Genomic DNA, 16,703 nt, shown 5'->3' with positions numbered 1-16,703 from the left:
TTTTCTTTTCAATAATTTATTCTATTTTAATCTTTTGCCAAAGAGACATGAATCTTGCAAACGATTATCGAGCTGCGTAAAAGAGTCTTTATAAAGACCTATACTAGAGGGAGGTAGGCTCCTTGATAGACGTTAATGAATTTGAATATATGAAAATTGGTTTAGCTTCTCCTGACAAGATTCGCTCTTGGTCATACGGTGAAGTAAAAAAACCAGAAACAATTAACTATCGTACATTAAAACCAGAAAAAGATGGTTTATTCTGTGAGCGTATTTTCGGTCCAACAAAGGACTGGGAATGTCATTGTGGTAAGTACAAACGTGTACGCTATAAAGGCGTAGTTTGTGATCGTTGTGGTGTTGAGGTAACACGTGCTAAAGTACGCCGTGAACGTATGGGCCACATCGAATTAGCGGCACCAGTTTCTCATATCTGGTACTTCAAAGGTATTCCTAGCCGTATGGGTCTTATTTTAGATATGTCCCCACGTGCATTAGAAGAGGTAATTTACTTTGCATCGTATGTTGTTATTGAGCCTGGTGCAACTAACTTAGAAAGCAAACAACTACTTTCTGAAAAAGAATATCGTGCATATCGCGAAAAATTCGGTAACACATTCGAGGCATCTATGGGTGCAGAAGCAATTAAAAAGCTATTAGGTAAAATTGATCTTGAAGATGAAACACAATCTTTAAAAGAAGAGTTGAAATCTGCACAAGGTCAACGTCGCACGCGTGCCATCAAACGTCTAGAAGTTGTTGAATCTTTCCGTAACTCAGGTAACTCACCTGAATGGATGATTTTAGATGTACTACCTGTCATTCCACCAGAGCTTCGTCCAATGGTGCAATTAGATGGTGGTCGATTCGCTACTTCTGACTTAAACGATTTATATCGTCGTGTAATCAACCGTAACAACCGTTTAAAACGTTTACTAGACCTTGGTGCACCAAGCATCATCGTACAAAATGAAAAACGTATGTTACAAGAAGCAGTTGATGCTTTAATTGATAACGGTCGTCGTGGTCGCCCTGTAACAGGTCCGGGTAATCGTCCGTTAAAATCACTTTCACATATGTTGAAAGGTAAACAAGGTCGTTTCCGTCAAAACTTACTTGGTAAACGTGTTGACTACTCTGGTCGTTCCGTTATCGTAGTAGGTCCAAACTTGAAAATGTACCAATGTGGTCTACCAAAAGAAATGGCTATTGAGTTATTCAAACCATTTGTTATGAAAGAATTAGTTGAACGCGGTCTTGCTCATAATATTAAATCTGCTAAACGTAAAATCGAACGTTTAAACAACGACGTATGGGACGTTTTAGAAGATGTCATTCGTGAGCATCCAGTATTACTAAACCGTGCACCAACACTTCACCGTCTTGGTATTCAAGCGTTTGAACCAACATTAGTTGAAGGTCGTGCTATTCGTCTTCACCCATTGGTATGTACAGCTTACAACGCTGACTTCGATGGTGACCAAATGGCGGTTCACGTACCATTATCAGCAGAAGCACAAGCAGAAGCACGTCTATTAATGCTTGCTGCACAAAATATCCTGAATCCGAAAGACGGGAAACCAGTTGTAACACCTTCTCAGGATATGGTATTAGGAAACTATTACTTAACACTTGAGCGTGAAGATGCTCGAGGAGAAGGCTCTGTTTTCTATGGTCCAAATGAAGTGTTAATTGCATATGATACAGGTCATGTTCACTTGCATACTCGTATTGCCATTAAAGCAAGTTCTTTAAACAACCCAAGATTTTCAGAAGAACAAAATAATCAGTTCTTATTAACAACTGTTGGGAAAGTAATCTTTAACGAAATTTTGCCTAAATCATTCCCGTATATTAATGAGCCAACTGATTTCAACTTAGAGCAAGAAACACCAGACAAATTCTTTGTTAACTTAACAATTGACGAAGAAACGTTAAAAGAGCTTGAGACAGATGCTGCTTATAATGCACTTGATGAAAAAGGCAAAATTAATGCACAACGTACAGCTGTACTGCGCAAATACTTTGCATCAGTACCAGTTGTGAACCCGTTCCGTAAAAAATTCTTAGGAAATATCATTGCCGAAGTGTTTAAACGTTTCCACATTACAGAAACATCTAAAATGCTTGACCGCATGAAAAACCTAGGATTTAAATATTCAACACGCGCGGGTATTACTGTTGGTGTTTCTGACATTGTCGTATTACCAGATAAAGGTGAAATTTTAGCAGAGGCTCAAGAAAAAGTGGATAAAGTTCAGGCGCAATTCCGTCGTGGTTTCATTACGGAAGATGAGCGTTATGACCGCGTTATCTCAAGCTGGAGTGCAGCGAAAGATGAAATTCAATCGAAGCTGATGAAATCTCTTGAGAAAACAAATCCAATCTTTATGATGTCTGATTCAGGTGCCCGTGGTAATGCCTCTAACTTTACACAATTAGCAGGTATGCGTGGTCTGATGGCCAACCCGGCTGGTCGTATCATTGAACTTCCAATCAAATCTTCATTCCGTGAAGGTTTAACAGTATTAGAGTACTTCATTTCGACGCATGGTGCGCGTAAAGGTCTTGCCGATACAGCCCTAAAAACTGCCGATTCAGGTTACTTAACACGTCGTCTTGTTGACGTTGCACAGGATGTTATTGTGCGTGAAGATGACTGTGGTACTGACCGTGGTTTAACAATTGGTGCATTAATGGAAGGCACTGAACTAATCGAGGCTCTAGATGAACGTATTGTTGGTCGTCATACGAAGAAAACAATTGTACACCCTGAAACTGGTGAAGTTATTTTAGAAAAAGACGGCTTAATTGACCAAGATATTGCTCGTGTAATTATCGAGGCTGGTATCGAGGAAGTAACTATCCGTTCAGCGTTCACATGTAATACAAAACATGGCGTATGTAAAAAATGTTACGGCATGAACTTAGCAACAGGTGAAAAGGTTGAGGTTGGAGAGGCAGTTGGTATTATTGCCGCTCAATCAATCGGTGAACCAGGTACACAGTTAACAATGCGTACATTCCATACAGGTGGGGTTGCCGGAGACGATATTACACAAGGTCTTCCACGTATCCAAGAAATCTTTGAAGCACGTAATCCAAAAGGTCAATCTGTTATTTCAGAGATCGCAGGTACTGTTTCAGATATCACAGAAATCCGTGAAGGCTTAAAAGAAATTACTATTCAAGGTGATGTAGAAACTCGTAAGTATCAAGCACCTTATAATGCGCGTCTAAAAGTTATCGAAGGTGATAATGTAGAGCGTGGTCAAGTTTTAACAGAGGGTTCTATCGATCCAAAACAATTGTTAAAAGTCAAAGACGTTTCAACTGTTCAAGAATATTTATTAAAAGAAGTTCAAAAAGTATACCGTATGCAAGGGGTAGAAATTGGAGATAAACATATTGAGGTAATGGTTCGCCAAATGCTTCGTAAAGTCCGTGTAATTGAAGCTGGAGATACAGATTTATTACCAGGTTCATTACTAGATATCCACCAATTTGCAGAGGCAAATGCAGATGCTGTTATGAATGGCAAAAATCCTGCAACTTGTCGACCTGTTATCCTGGGTATTACAAAAGCTTCTCTTGAAACAGAATCATTCTTATCTGCCGCATCATTCCAAGAAACAACTCGTGTGTTAACAGATGCAGCAATTAAAGGTAAACGTGACGAGCTTCTTGGATTAAAAGAGAACGTAATTATCGGTAAACTTGTTCCTGCAGGTACTGGTATGCAACGTTACCGTCAAATCCGCATCGAAAAAGATGAGCTTGACTCGGAAGATTTAGTTTCTGCTGAATAATCATTTAAATAAGTTCCGAAGAGATGAGTTTTATGTCTCTTCGGACTTTTTCAAGATATTAGTTGACAGCCGAAATTGATAATGATAATATATTGAAGGTTGATAGTTAACTGTCTGTACTTCGGAGGATATGAAAATGTCTTATGATAAAGTAAGGGCTAGTCAAACAATCATAGGTACAAAGCAAGCAGTGAAAGCAATGCAAGCTGGTTCAGTGAAAGAACTCTTTGTGGCACTTGATGCAGACAATTGGGTAACCGATTCGGCCATATCTTTCGCGAGAGAAATCGGGATACCAATTATTCTTGTTGAGTCCAAAAAGGAATTGGGCAAGGCCTGTGGAATCCATGTTGGAGCTGCGGTAGTTGCGATTGCTGTAGAGTAGTTTTTGTGTTTGAAACACAAAGACTTTGTTTTTACCCAAAAAATGAACCACCTGGATGTGTGGTATTGAAAAAGAAGAAATGAAGGGAGGAAAAATCGATGCCTACAATTAACCAATTGGTACGTAAGCCTCGTAAATCTAAAATCACGAAATCAAACTCACCAGCGTTAAACAAAGGATATAACTCATTTAAAAAATCTTTAACTGATGTTAAATCTCCTCAAAAACGTGGTGTTTGTACTCGTGTAGGTACAATGACGCCTAAAAAACCTAACTCAGCGTTACGTAAATACGCTCGTGTACGTTTAACTAACCAAATCGAGGTTACAGCGTACATTCCTGGTGAAGGCCACAACTTACAAGAGCACAGTGTTGTTCTTATCCGTGGCGGTCGTGTAAAAGACTTACCGGGTGTTCGTTACCATATCGTGCGTGGTGCTCTTGATACTGCTGGTGTAAACGGTCGTATGCAATCACGTTCTCTATACGGTACAAAACGCCCTAAAGAAAAAAAATAATTTAAAATCTATAAGTTATTCACTCAATGAAAGGAGGAAAACACATGCCTCGTAAAGGTCCTGTTTCCAAACGTGACGTGTTACCAGATCCAATTTATAATTCAAAACTAGTAACTCGTTTAATCAACAAAATGATGATTGATGGTAAAAGAGGTACTTCTCAAAAGATTTTATACGGTGCGTTCGAGCTAGTTAAAGAACGTTCTGGTGAAAATCCAATTGAAGTATTCGAAGCTGCCCTAAACAACGTAATGCCTGTTCTTGAAGTACGCGCTCGCCGTGTTGGTGGTTCTAACTACCAAGTGCCAGTTGAAGTACGTCCAGAACGTCGTACGACTTTAGGTCTTCGTTACCTAGTTAACTACTCTCGCCTTCGTGGAGAAAAAACAATGGAAGAGCGTTTAGCTAACGAAATTCTTGATGCTTCTAACAACACTGGTGCATCGGTTAAAAAACGTGAAGATATGCACAAAATGGCAGAAGCGAACAAAGCATTCGCTCACTACCGTTGGTAATCTAAACATCGCATAAGCTCAATATGGAAGGAGAAATACCTAATGAAACGCGAATTCTCTCTAGAGAATACACGTAATATTGGGATCATGGCTCACATTGATGCTGGTAAAACAACAACAACTGAGCGTATCCTTTATTACACAGGTAAGATTCACAAAATTGGTGAAACTCACGAAGGCGCTTCTCAAATGGACTGGATGGAACAAGAGCAAGAACGTGGTATTACAATCACTTCTGCTGCAACAACAGCTCAATGGGACGGCCACCGTGTAAATATCATCGATACTCCTGGACACGTAGACTTCACAGTAGAAGTTGAACGTTCACTACGCGTACTTGATGGTGCGGTAACAGTACTTGATGCTCAATCTGGTGTTGAACCTCAAACTGAAACTGTATGGCGCCAAGCTACAACATACGGTGTACCACGTATCGTATTCATCAACAAAATGGATAAAATGGGTGCTGACTTCCTTTACTCTGTAGGTACTTTACATGAGCGTCTACAAGCAAATGCACATCCAATTCAATTACCAATCGGTGCTGAAGATCAATTCTCTGCAATCATTGACTTAATTGAAATGAACGCTACTTTCTATGGAAACGACCAAGGTACAGATGTATCTGTAGGCGAAATTCCTGAAGAGTATAAAGCACAAGCTGAAGAATACCGTGAAAAATTAATCGAAGCAGTTGCTGAAGTTAATGAAGATATCATGGAAAAATACTTCGCTGGTGAAGAAATTTCTAAAGAAGAGCTTAAAGCGGCTATTCGTCAAGCAACAATTAACGTTGAATTCTACCCAGTTATCTGTGGTACAGCATTCAAACACAAAGGTGTTCGTAAAATGCTTGATGCGGTAATCGATTACTTACCAGCTCCAACAGATGTACCTGCTATCAACGGTACTTTACCAGATTCTGATGAAGAAGTTGTACGTCATTCTTCAGACGAAGAACCATTCTCGGCTCTTGCGTTTAAAGTTATGACAGACCCATTCGTTGGTAAATTAACATTCTTCCGTGTGTACTCTGGTATTTTACAATCAGGTTCATATGTACAAAACTCTACGAAAGGTAAACGTGAACGTGTAGGTCGTATCCTACAAATGCACGCTAACTCTCGTGAAGAGATTTCTCAAGTATTCGCAGGGGATATCGCAGCAGCGGTAGGTCTTAAAGATACTACTACTGGTGATACATTATGTGACGAGAAAAACCTAGTTATTCTTGAATCAATGGAATTCCCAGAGCCAGTTATCTCTCTTTCTGTAGAACCAAAATCAAAAGCAGACCAAGATAAAATGGGTCAAGCTTTACAAAAACTACAAGAAGAAGATCCAACTTTCCGTGCTCATACTGACCAAGAAACAGGTCAAACAATCATCTCTGGTATGGGTGAACTTCACCTTGATATCTTAGTTGACCGTATGCGCCGTGAATTTAAAGTAGAAGCTAACGTTGGTGCTCCACAGGTATCTTACCGTGAAACATTCCGTGGCTCTGCTCAAGTTGAAGGTAAATTCGTCCGCCAATCTGGTGGTCGTGGTCAATTCGGTCACGTTTGGATTGAATTCTCTCCAAATGAAGAAGGAAAAGGCTTTGAATTTGAAAATGCTATCGTTGGTGGTGTAGTTCCACGTGAATACATTCCTGCTGTAGAAGCTGGTCTTAAAGACTCTCTACAAAACGGTGTACTTGCTGGTTACCCATTAATCGACGTCAAAGCGAAATTATTCGATGGTTCATACCATGATGTTGACTCTAACGAAATGGCATTCAAAATTGCTGCATCTATGGCTCTTAAAAACGCGGTTTCTAAATGTAACCCAGTTTTACTTGAACCAATGATGAAAGTTGAAGTTGTAATTCCAGAAGAATACCTTGGTGATATCATGGGTAACATCACTTCTCGCCGTGGTCGCGTAGAGGGTATGGAAGCTCGCGGTAACGCTCAAGTTGTTCGTGCGATGGTTCCACTTTCAGAAATGTTTGGATATGCAACAACTTTACGTTCTGCAACGCAAGGTCGTGGTGTATTCTCTATGGTATTCGATCACTATGAAGAAGTACCTAAATCAATCTCTGAAGAAATCATCAAAAAAAATAAAGGTGAATAATTGAATTTTCATCTTGCATAAAGTATAACTAATTTGTAAGCTATGATTGCAGGATAGGGGATGGGCCCGTTCTCTATCAGCTTTCATGCTATAAATTTAAAAATAAAACATACAATTTTGAGGAGGCAATCTCTAATGGCTAAAGAAAAATTTGACCGTTCTAAAACGCATGCTAACATTGGTACAATCGGACACGTTGACCATGGTAAAACTACTTTAACTGCTGCAATCGCTACAGTTCTTTCTAAAAAAATGGGTGGTACAGCTAAATCTTACGCTGACATCGATAACGCTCCAGAAGAAAAAGAGCGTGGTATTACAATCAATACTTCTCACGTAGAATATGAAACAGAAACTCGTCACTATGCACACGTTGACTGCCCAGGACACGCTGACTATGTTAAAAACATGATCACTGGCGCTGCACAAATGGATGGCGGTATCTTAGTAGTATCTGCTGCTGATGGCCCAATGCCACAAACTCGTGAGCACATTCTTTTATCTCGTCAAGTAGGTGTTCCATACTTAGTAGTATTCATGAACAAATGTGATATGGTTGATGACGAAGAATTATTAGAATTAGTAGAAATGGAAATCCGTGATCTACTATCTGAATATGACTTCCCAGGTGATGATATTCCTGTAATCAAAGGTTCTGCTCTTAAAGCTCTTGAAGGTGAACCAGAATGGGAAGAAAAAATCGTTGAATTAATGGATGCTGTAGATTCTTACATCCCAACTCCAGAACGTCAAACTGACAAACCATTCATGATGCCAGTAGAGGACGTATTCTCTATCACTGGTCGTGGTACAGTTGCAACTGGCCGTGTTGAACGTGGTCAAGTAAAAGTTGGTGACGTAGTTGAAATCATCGGTATCGCTGAAGAAGCTAAATCTACTACTGTAACTGGTGTAGAAATGTTCCGTAAATTATTAGACTATGCTGAAGCTGGTGACAACATCGGTGCACTTCTTCGTGGTGTTTCTCGTGATGAAATCCAACGTGGTCAAGTATTAGCTAAACCAGGTTCAATCACTCCACACACTAACTTCAAAGCAGAAGTTTACGTTTTATCAAAAGAAGAGGGTGGCCGTCATACTCCATTCTTCTCTAACTACCGTCCTCAGTTCTACTTCCGTACAACTGACGTAACAGGTATCTGTAACTTACCAGAAGGCGTTGAAATGGTAATGCCTGGCGATAACATCGAAATGACAGTAGAACTTATCGCTCCAATCGCTCTTGAAGAAGGTACTAAATTCTCTATCCGTGAGGGTGGCCGTACTGTAGGCGCTGGTGTAGTTTCTTCTATCCAAAAATAATTTTAGCGCATGCTAATTTTCAAAACCAATCTGTGGGGACGCCTGCGGATTGGTTTTTTTATGTTAAAATTAGAGTAATAAATTTAAATTAGATTATTGTATGTTCACTTAGTGTGGCTAATGACAGATTGTACTATGATTATTTAAAAGATTAATTGGTATTTTCAAGCTTGCGGCGTTAATAGCAAGATATCCTACTTGTTAAAAAGGAGTGCTTCAATATGGAGTTGAAGATATTATTGATAGAGGATGATCCATCAATTTTTGAAATGATTCAGACAAGATTTACCCAATGGTCTTTACAAGTGGTTGGCCCTAATAATTTTCAAAAGGTGATGGATGATTTTATAGAGGAAAAACCCCATCTAGTCATAATTGATATACAATTACCAGCCTATGATGGTTTTCATTGGTGTCGTGAAATTCGTCATATTTCAAAGGTCCCTATCCTCTTTCTATCGTCACGAGATCACCCGATGGATATGGTCATGTCAATGCAAATGGGTGCCGATGATTTTGTACAAAAACCTTTCCATATGGAAGTATTACTAGCTAAGGTTCAGGCTATTTTACGTCGTACATACGATTATATAGAAGAATCTTTGGATGTTACACGCTTCAATGGTGCGATTATTGACTATGCTAGAAGTGAAATTATGTATAATGGTAATCTATCCTCTTTAACTAAAAATGAACTCTTTATTTTACGTATTTTAGTGGAAAAGACGAATCAAATTGTTTCTAGAGATGATTTGATGAGAAAGTTATGGGATGATGAGCGCTTTGTTAATGATAACACTTTGTCTGTAAATGTTAATCGTTTACGTACGAAGCTTGAGGATATAGGCTTACAGGATGTAATTTTAACTAAAAAGGGACTTGGTTATATTGCAGTCACACAGGGGACGTGAAGCACGATGTTATTATTATTTATAAGAGAACGCTTAGCATGGGTAGGCTACTTTTTATTTATAGTGGTTGTACTTAACATCTTATTTTTATTAGACGTTGGTTTAGTAGGGGTATCTATTTGGTACGTAAATGTGATTTTGCTTGTTAGTTTTATAATATTTCTTTTTTGGAGATACGTAGTTGAGACAAAGCAGCTTAAAGATTTCCTGGGAAATGTAGATAGCCAACTTGATGATGCACATAGCAGAAGCTTGGTCCTTTCGCCTTTTCAAGCAGCTTACTTTACGAAAATAGAAGATATTATTTATGATAAAAATACAGAGTTAAATCAAGCTAAAGTTCAATTACAGGAGTATTCAGATGAGCTTCTTGCATGGGTTCATGAGGTAAAAGCACCATTAACAACTATTAATCTAATGCTTGATCATATAGAAGATTTAACATTACGTCGTAAATTAGAGGCAGAGTGGCTTAGGCTGCATTTATTAGTTGATCAGCAGCTACATCAAACACGATTATCTACCATTGAAAAAGATAATTATATGGTAGAAATGGAGCTACGAGCCGCTGTCTATAACGAAATAAAAGCTATGCAGGCATGGTGTATTGAAAAGGGTATCGGCTTTGATGTTGAAGAGCTAACAGAAACCGTAATGACAGATGGTAAATGGCTAGCCTTTATTGTTCGACAAATTTTATCTAATGCGATTAAATATAGTCCTGCGAACTCAGAGATATTCATATTTACAGAAGTAGACCCAACAGGAGCGACACTATTACACATTAAAGATAATGGTATTGGTATTCGTAAGGAGGATTTACCTCGAATTTTTCAGAAGTCATATACGGGGACAGCTGGAAGGGAATCTAGTCAATCAACAGGTATGGGTTTATACTTAGCACATAATGTGGCACAGAAGATTGGAATTCGTATAACGGTTCAATCTAGTGTAGGGGAAGGCTCCATATTTACCTTGCGTTTTCCATTACAAAATGAATATGTCAAACTAACAGGTAGATGACGAAATTGTCACCTACCTTTTTATATTGTCATGTAAAACGCACGAATAAGCGAAGAAGACAGGGTACACTTGAACTATAGAAAGGGGCGTTTATAAGTGGCAGTTTTAATTGGTCGTAAAGTAAAGAAGGTCTACGGTAAAAAATCAACAGCTCAAGAGGTTTTAAAGGGTATTGATTTAGAGGTTAATCAAGGAGAATTTGTTGGAATTATGGGTCCATCAGGTTCTGGAAAAACAACATTATTAAACGTTCTGTGCTCCATTGATTTTGCCACAGAAGGTGTTATTGAAATAAATGGTCAAAACTTACGAGGCATGAAGGAAAAGGCTCTAGCTAACTTTCGCCGTGAGCAACTAGGTTTCATATTCCAAGACTATAATTTACTGGATACGTTAACGGTAAAAGAAAATATATTATTACCATTGGCTATTGGCAAGCTACCAAAGGCTGTTGCAGACAGTCGTGTAAAGGAGCTAACAAATTTATTAGGAATTGCTGAGATTCTAAATAAATATCCCAATGAAATATCAGGTGGACAAAAACAACGTACATCTGCAGCTCGTGCACTCATTACAAATCCATCACTAGTATTTGCAGACGAGCCTACTGGTGCACTTGATTCTAAATCAGCCACTGCCCTTTTAAAAAATCTGCAAAGTATTAATGAGGCAAAGAAGGCTACTATTATGATGGTTACGCATGATGCAGTAGCCGCAAGCTTTTGTACGCGTGTTTTGTTCTTAAAGGACGGGCTTATTTATAGTGAGCTATATAAAGGGGATAAAACGAGGCAGGCGTTTTTCCAAGAAATCATGCATACGCAAAGTGTGCTAGGTGGTGACGGTTATGAGTCTTAGTAAGCTTGTATTACGTAGCATGAAGAAAAATATGAAGCACTATTATTTATATTTCTTTGCTCTTATTTTCAGTGTGACTTTATTTTTTTCCTTTGTGACTTTGCAAAACAATGCTGATGTACTAGAAACTGTAAGTAAGAGTGGTACAGCCACAGCAGGTTTTGGAGCAGCAACATATATATTGTATTTTATAGTGTTATTCTTCGTACTATATGCAAACCATCTATTTATGAAGCGTCGTAGTAAGGAAGTTGGTTTATATCAACTAATCGGTATGACAAAGGGATTGATTGTACGTCTATTAGCGATTGAAAGTATTCTATTATTTGTTGGTGCAGTCATTTTAGGTATGCTTGCAGGCTTCTTTAGCTCTCGATTATTTGCCATGATACTATTACGAGTTCTAGAAAAAGAGGCGCTTGTCACGATGACATTTAGTATCGAGGCATTTCAGAAATCTATTATCGTTTTCGTTATACTCTTAGTAATTGTGCTTGTCCAGATGGCCTGGATGATTCACCGCGTATCATTGCTTTCCTTATTCAGTGCTGCTAAACAGGCAGATGAACGTGTAAAGCGTTTCAGTCCACTACAAATGGCAATAGGCTTTATAGGGCTTGTATTGATTGGATATGGCTATTATGCTTCAACTAAGCTCTTTGATATCGAATCTGCTGGCAACTTATTTGTTAATATGATGATTATTTTAGCTACTACTATAGGTGGAACATTTTTAGTATTTCGTTTCTCTGTAGCGTTTATCATGAATTCTATCCGTTTAAAGAAAAATGGACATTTAACCGTTCGTGATGTATTAGCATTAACACCAATTATGCATCGCATGAAAAGTAACGCAAAATCTTTGACATTAATAACAGTTTTAACGGGTGTTTCTCTAGGGATTACAACATTATCGTATATAGGGTATTATTCGTCAGAGTCATCGGCATTTAGCCAAGTACCTGGAGATTATATCTTACTAGAAGACAATGGGCAGGAATTTCTAAAGAAGCTAGAGGACGAGAATATTGCTTTTGACAAAATAGATTACCGATTACAGGGAGTAATAGCCTCAGTTGGACAATTATTATCAGAAGAAGAACAACGAGAAGGAAATCCTTTTTATAATATGGAAGGAACAATCTATACCGTTCCACTTTCTGATTATCAACAAATTAACCCAGATGCATCGATATCTGGTAATGAGGTTATCTTAACAAATTATGGTGGGTACATGGCAGCGATGTTCAAGTTAGAGAAAGATCGCAATATTGTGGTATCTGCTGGAGAGCTCAAGGAAACATTTCATGTTGTGGACATTCAAGATAATAGTATTATAAGTGGGATCGTAACAGCTGGCGGTGGTGGACCAATTTTTGTCGTTACAGATGAAATGTTTGAAAAGCTAGCAGTACAATCTGAGCTTTTCCCTTGGCATAAGCAAGCCACAATTAATTTGAAATCAAAAGAAGATATGGCAGCAGCAGAGAAATTATATATTCAAACAGGTGCAGGGGTTATTTCAGCGTTGGATAGCAATGGTCAATCAAAACAGTTTATTCAATCATCTTTTGAAAACGAACGTAAGGAGTATATTGAAGACTTAGGAATAACTATTTTTACGACTGCATTTTTAGGATTAGCATTTTTAATGACAACAGGTAGCATTTTATACTTTAAGCAAATGTCTGAGGCTGAAGAAGAGCGTGGATCTTATACAATTCTAAGAAAGATAGGCTTTGCTGAAAAAGATATTTTGAAAGGAATTTATATGAAACAGGCCTTCAATTTTGGTGTTCCATTAGTCATTGGATTACTTCATAGTTATTTTGCTGTAAAATCTGGTTGGTTTTTATTTGGCTCAGAGTTAACAGCGCCGTTGTGGATTGCTATGAGTTGTTATATAGTTTTATATGCTATCTTTGCATTCCTCTCAGTGGGCTATTATAAAAAGGTTATTCGCGAATCACTATAAATTTAAATAGGAAGAAACTCAAAAACAGTATGGGTATTTAATCACCATACTGTTTTTTTATGTGAAGTGAAGGATGAGTTGGGTATATTCAAAGATTTTTAGTTTGGAATTGTAATATCTACTTTTATATAAGATAGTAAATTGTTAGAAATATTCGAAAGTGTTGATATTATACTCTTATGTGTTGCAATATTTCTAGAAATTCTTTATACTAGTAAACGGCTTAAATAAGCGAAGAAATAATAGTAGTATGAATATCAGCAACATTTAAAAGAATTTAGCGAAAAGACTTGCTTATTCTTTTTTTATTGTATATAATGTTGAATGTTGGTCTTTGACTGCGATGAAGCGAGAGGTTGCCGACACACCCGGCCGCTTTGCCATGGCGGTGTGTAGGAGAATTTTCGTGGAGAATGTCTAGAAAATAGGCGAGAAGGAGGGAAAATAATGGCAAAACAAAAGATTCGTATTCGTTTAAAAGCGTATGATCACCGTATTTTAGATCAGTCTGCTGAGAAAATTGTGGAAACTGCAAAACGTTCAGGTGCAAGTGTATCAGGTCCGATTCCACTTCCAACTGAGAAGTCTGTGTACACAATTCTTCGTGCTGTTCACAAGTACAAAGACTCTCGTGAACAATTCGAAATGCGTACGCATAAACGTCTGATCGATATCGTTAACCCAACACCACAAACTGTTGACGCGTTAATGAAACTTGATTTACCATCTGGCGTTGATATCGAAATCAAACTTTAATGGTAAAAAATATAACTTTTCAAAACTTACAGGAGGTGTGACAAATGGCTAAAGGAATCTTAGGTAGAAAAATTGGTATGACACAAGTTTTCGCTGAAAACGGCGATTTAATCCCGGTAACAGTTATCGAAGCTACTCCAAACGTAGTTCTTCAAAAGAAAACTGTTGAAACAGATGGCTACGAAGCAATTCAAGTTGGTTTCGAAGACAAGCGCATTAAGCTTTCTAACAAACCAGAACAGGGTCACGTAGCAAAAGCGAACACTGCTCCTAAGCGCTTCATTCGTGAATTCCGCAACGTGAACGTTGAAGAATACGAAGTTGGTCAAGAAGTCAAAGTAGAAATTTTCGCAGAAGGCGATGTAATCGATGTAACAGGAGTTACTAAAGGTAAAGGTTTCCAAGGTGTTATCAAACGCCATGGTCAATCTCGTGGTCCTATGGCTCACGGTTCTCGTTACCACCGTCGTCCTGGTTCAATGGGTCCAGTTGCTCCGAACCGCGTATTTAAACAAAAGAAATTACCTGGTCAAATGGGTGGCACTGTAGTTACAATCCAAAACTTAGAAATCGTGAAAGTTGATGCGGAACGTAACTTACTACTTGTTAAAGGTAATGTTCCTGGTTCTAAAAAAGCTCTAGTTACAGTTAAAACTGCAATTAAAGCTAAGTAATCACTTAAGGAAAGGAGGAAACAGGAATGACAAAGGTATCTGTACTTAGTCAAACAGGTGCTTCAGTTGGTGAAATCGAATTAAACGATGCGATTTTCGGAATCGAGCCAAATGAAGCAGTATTATTCGACGCAGTGGTAGCTCAACGCGCTTCTCTTCGTCAAGGTAATCACAAGGTGAAAAACCGTTCTGAAGTTGCTGGTGGTGGTCGTAAACCATGGCGTCAAAAAGGAACTGGTCGTGCTCGTCAAGGTTCTATCCGTTCTCCACAATGGCGCGGCGGTGGTATCGTATTCGGTCCTACTCCACGTAGCTATTCTTATAAATTACCTAAAAAAGTTCGTCGTTTAGCTCTTAAATCTGCTTTATCAGCTAAAGTAGTAGAACAAAATTTCTTAGTTCTTGATGCTCTTACACTAGCAGCACCAAAAACAAAAGAATTCACAAAAATCCTTAAAGATCTTTCTTTAGAGAAAAAATCTTTATTCGTAACTGCTGATCTAGATGAAAACGTAGCATTATCTGCTCGTAACATCCCAGGTGTAACAGTTTTAACTGCAAATGGAATCAACGTTCTTGATCTATTAGGTCATGATAAAGTTGTATTCACTAAATCTGCAGTAGAAAAAGTTGAGGAGGTGCTTGGATAATGGAAGCACGTGATATTTTAAAACGTCCGGTCATTACTGAGCGTTCTTCAGAACTTATGGCAGAGAAAAAGTATACTTTTGAAGTAGACACTCGTGCAAACAAAACTCAAGTAAAAGACGCAGTAGAAGAAATCTTTGGTGTAAAAGTTGAGAAAGTAAACGTTCTTAACTACAAAGGTAAATTCAAACGCGTTGGCCGTTATGGTGGTTACACAAACAAACGTCGTAAAGCGATTGTTAAATTAACTGCTGATAGCAAAGAAATTGAATTATTCGAAATGTAATCCTTAATGGATTTATGATTTGAACACTCAAGAAGGAGGGAAAACACAATGGCGATTAAAAAGTATAAACCTACCTCTAATGGTCGTCGTAATATGACGTCATTAGACTTTGCGGAAATTACAACTAACAAGCCTGAGAAATCATTGCTTGAACCAACTAAACGCAAAGCTGGTCGTAACAACCAAGGTAAAATCACTGTTCGTCATCATGGTGGTGGTCATAAGAAGCAATACCGTGTTATCGATTTCAAACGTGTTAAAGATGGCATTCCGGCAAAAGTTGCTACTATTGAATATGATCCAAACCGTTCTGCGAATATCGCATTAATCAACTACGCTGATGGAGCAAAAGCTTACATTTTAGCACCAAAAGGTCTAGAGGTTGGTCAAACAATCGTGTCTGGTCCTGATGCTGATATTAAAGTAGGTAATGCATTACCATTAGCAAACATTCCAATGGGTACTACTATCCATAACATCGAATTAAAACCTGGTAAAGGTGGACAATTAGTACGTTCTGCTGGTACTTCTGCTCAAGTACTTGGTCGTGAAGACAAATACGTAATTGTTCGTCTACAATCTGGCGAAGTACGCTTAGTGTTAGCTACTTGCCGCGCTACAATCGGTCAAGTTGGTAACGAACAACACGAACTTGTACACATCGGTAAAGCAGGTCGTAGCCGTTGGTTAGGTAAACGCCCAGAAGTTCGTGGTTCTGTAATGAACCCTAACGATCACCCACACGGTGGTGGTGAAGGACGTTCTCCAATCGGACGTAAATCACCAATGACTCCTTGGGGTAAACCAGCACTTGGTTACAAAACTCGCAAGAAGAAAAACAAATCGGATAAATTTATTATCCGTGGTCGTAAAAAATAAAGTGATTAAACTACGGTTCTAT

At 38.4% G+C, this 16,703-nt stretch carries 15 protein-coding genes; all 15 read left to right on the top strand.

All coding sequences use genetic code 11. From position 1 onward, the window contains the following. Positions 1-122 precede the first annotated feature (122 nt). The 15 genes from rpoC (at position 123) to rplB (ending at position 16,681) form a co-directional block, all read left to right on the top strand. A complete protein-coding gene (rpoC, locus tag QNH24_RS25365; protein WP_283870075.1) occupies positions 123-3,809 on the top strand; it encodes a DNA-directed RNA polymerase subunit beta' in 3,687 nt (1,228 codons plus the stop codon). A gap of 136 nt (positions 3,810-3,945) precedes the next feature. Then, positions 3,946-4,194: a 50S ribosomal protein L7ae-like protein gene (locus tag QNH24_RS25360; protein WP_054771420.1), complete on the top strand. Its 249-nt coding sequence runs from the start codon at positions 3,946-3,948 to the stop codon at positions 4,192-4,194. A gap of 98 nt (positions 4,195-4,292) precedes the next feature. Then, positions 4,293-4,712, top strand: a complete 420-nt coding sequence (gene rpsL / locus QNH24_RS25355) for a 30S ribosomal protein S12 (RefSeq protein ID WP_004233609.1) — start codon at positions 4,293-4,295, stop codon at positions 4,710-4,712. A 44-nt stretch (positions 4,713-4,756) separates the two neighbouring features. Further along, positions 4,757-5,227: a 30S ribosomal protein S7 gene (gene rpsG, locus QNH24_RS25350; protein ID WP_054771422.1), complete on the top strand. Its 471-nt coding sequence runs from the start codon at positions 4,757-4,759 to the stop codon at positions 5,225-5,227. Between the two features lie 42 nt (positions 5,228-5,269). Further along, a complete protein-coding gene (fusA, locus tag QNH24_RS25345) occupies positions 5,270-7,348 on the top strand; it encodes an elongation factor G (protein WP_283870074.1) in 2,079 nt (692 codons plus the stop codon). Between the two features lie 135 nt (positions 7,349-7,483). Then, a complete protein-coding gene (gene tuf, locus QNH24_RS25340) occupies positions 7,484-8,671 on the top strand; it encodes an elongation factor Tu (RefSeq protein ID WP_283870073.1) in 1,188 nt (395 codons plus the stop codon). Between the two features lie 221 nt (positions 8,672-8,892). Further along, positions 8,893-9,582 carry a response regulator transcription factor gene (locus QNH24_RS25335; RefSeq protein WP_283870072.1) on the top strand — a complete coding sequence of 230 codons (690 nt, stop codon included), beginning with the start codon at positions 8,893-8,895 and terminating at the stop codon, positions 9,580-9,582. 6 nt (positions 9,583-9,588) lie between these two features. Then, a complete protein-coding gene (locus QNH24_RS25330) occupies positions 9,589-10,605 on the top strand; it encodes a sensor histidine kinase (RefSeq protein ID WP_283870071.1) in 1,017 nt (338 codons plus the stop codon). Between the two features lie 96 nt (positions 10,606-10,701). Beyond that, entirely contained in the window at positions 10,702-11,463 is a 762-nt protein-coding gene (locus QNH24_RS25325; RefSeq protein ID WP_283870070.1) for an ABC transporter ATP-binding protein, read from the top strand. Next, positions 11,453-13,438: an FtsX-like permease family protein gene (locus QNH24_RS25320; protein WP_283870069.1), complete on the top strand. Its 1,986-nt coding sequence runs from the start codon at positions 11,453-11,455 to the stop codon at positions 13,436-13,438. Before QNH24_RS25325 ends, QNH24_RS25320 begins: the two co-directional genes overlap by 11 nt. Positions 13,439-13,885: 447 nt before the next feature. Then, complete coding sequence (gene rpsJ / locus QNH24_RS25315; RefSeq protein ID WP_004233624.1) at positions 13,886-14,194, top strand: 30S ribosomal protein S10; 309 nt, start codon at positions 13,886-13,888, stop codon at positions 14,192-14,194. A gap of 44 nt (positions 14,195-14,238) precedes the next feature. Continuing rightward, positions 14,239-14,868, top strand: coding sequence for a 50S ribosomal protein L3 (gene rplC / locus QNH24_RS25310; RefSeq protein ID WP_283870068.1), 630 nt, complete (start codon positions 14,239-14,241; stop codon positions 14,866-14,868). A 26-nt stretch (positions 14,869-14,894) separates the two neighbouring features. Next, positions 14,895-15,518, top strand: coding sequence for a 50S ribosomal protein L4 (gene rplD / locus QNH24_RS25305; protein ID WP_004233626.1), 624 nt, complete (start codon positions 14,895-14,897; stop codon positions 15,516-15,518). After that, positions 15,518-15,802 carry a 50S ribosomal protein L23 gene (gene rplW, locus QNH24_RS25300; protein WP_004233628.1) on the top strand — a complete coding sequence of 95 codons (285 nt, stop codon included), beginning with the start codon at positions 15,518-15,520 and terminating at the stop codon, positions 15,800-15,802. The genes rplD and rplW overlap by 1 nt, the downstream gene beginning before the upstream one ends. A 48-nt stretch (positions 15,803-15,850) precedes the next feature. Then, a complete protein-coding gene (gene rplB, locus QNH24_RS25295) occupies positions 15,851-16,681 on the top strand; it encodes a 50S ribosomal protein L2 (protein WP_054771424.1) in 831 nt (276 codons plus the stop codon). The last annotated feature ends 22 nt before the right edge of the window (positions 16,682-16,703 follow it).

Source organism: Lysinibacillus pakistanensis (assembly GCF_030123245.1).
GTDB lineage: Bacteria > Bacillota > Bacilli > Bacillales_A > Planococcaceae > Lysinibacillus > Lysinibacillus pakistanensis.
This window is presented reverse-complemented; position numbering and strand designations above follow the sequence as displayed.